Below are 1600 nucleotides of genomic sequence, written 5' to 3' on the forward strand. Positions count from 1 at the left end.
TCGTTTCATTATTTAGGCTTGCGGGGCTTCGTAGATAAGCATTTCATATTGCTTTGCGAGCAATATGAAATGGCAGAATTAAATCTCAGAACTATGATTGCAGACAATTTTAATGGTTGAATATTCGTGGGGATCCCTCAGTCTCTGACCCCATTGATTGAGTTACATACATATCTAGAATATTATTTTTTAAAGACGTAACGTATCCCTTCAAACAAAGTTAGATAAGACGTTGTAATATGAGTTTCACCATCGAGAAATTGGTAATGCCAATCAAAGCCTTGCGGAGAGCTTTCACCCAATAACTTAACGAAATTATTCATTGCATTTGCTACATCTTCTCCCTCTTCCTTCTTACTCCCTAAAGTAAAATATAGCGTTTTCTTACTCACTTCATGAGCGTTAGTCGGTGCCACTATTTTACTGTAAAGCTCTATATCATCACCTTCTAATGGCGGGCTCGCAGCTATATAGTTTTCAAAAAAAAGAGCGGCGTTTGCTAGCAAATCGACGGTATAAAAGCCGGCCAACGAATGACCAAATAAAGTATTTGAGCCCGTAGTTCTATAATTATTATCAACGTACGTAATCACTTCGCGACTTAAATAAAGTGTGAATTTTTCACTTTCCGTATTTAGATCTCGCTGTCTCATACCTTCATTATTTGTTACAGCAACAATAATTAACTCCGGTATCTGTTTGGCTTTGTTCAGCAACTCTGATGCGATAACAGAATGGTATAAGTGCCTTTCTCCATCAAGGAGATAAAGAACTGGATAGTTCTTTTCTGTTTTTGCATACCCTGAAGGTAAATGAATAATAATATTGCGATTTTCTCTTAATACTTTCGATTTAACAATTACTTGTTTACCAAACTGCATAGATATTGGTTTATTGATGTTATCAGCAACAGCTTCTGGCTGTACTCCCATAAATGCACAGACAAGTAAAAGTAGTTTAAATATACCCAAAGAAATTTCCTTTTTGTAAAAATATAAATGACGACATTTCGATAAACTCCGAACCTTTCAGTACTTATAACGCCTAATATAACTGGAAAATACGAGCGCTTTACAGCGAGTAGTTTTCCAGTTGATGTTTTTGTTAGCAGCCGCATAGCGCGCTGCTTTTTGATTTGATTGATGAACTAACAAGCTGTGACTGCCTTGTTTGAATTGTGTAATTGCATTATCCGTTGCCTTACCTTGTCAGTATTTGATGATTTATATTGCCAGAACTTACCGATTACGTGAACTACTTTTACCGACCGTGATGAGCCAAAAAGCTAACCGCTTTGCACACCACTTTTAAGTAACCAACTGAGAATCAGCTTTGGCATGCTAACGAGCCTGTAGAAAAAGACTGTTTTGACTTTGCACTTTCTACTGCTCTTCTTAATTTTTATCTTTCACTACTTTGCCTTGAACATCTGTATTTTTCAATTCATTGGTGCGTTTTTAGGATAATTTTCTTTTCGATGTATTTGGCGCCATTGAGGCCTGAGTTTAGCGGGATGAAAGGGGGCAATTTGAGGTAGTGTGGTTTTAGCTTATGCCGCTAACTGGCCGTAATTCTTCAGTTTCTCGATATTATGTATCAA

At 36.9% G+C, this 1600-nt stretch carries 1 protein-coding gene; it reads right to left on the reverse strand.

Features of this window, described 5'->3' with window-relative positions; genetic code table 11:
• Positions 1-182 precede the first annotated feature (182 nt).
• Positions 183-971 (reverse strand): alpha/beta hydrolase-fold protein, encoded by a 789-nt coding sequence (locus ABJE44_RS03960; RefSeq protein WP_348120649.1) that lies wholly within the window; start codon positions 969-971, stop codon positions 183-185.
• Positions 972-1600 lie beyond the last annotated feature (629 nt).

The organism is Paraglaciecola sp. (genome assembly GCF_039942875.1).
GTDB lineage: Bacteria > Pseudomonadota > Gammaproteobacteria > Enterobacterales > Alteromonadaceae > Paraglaciecola.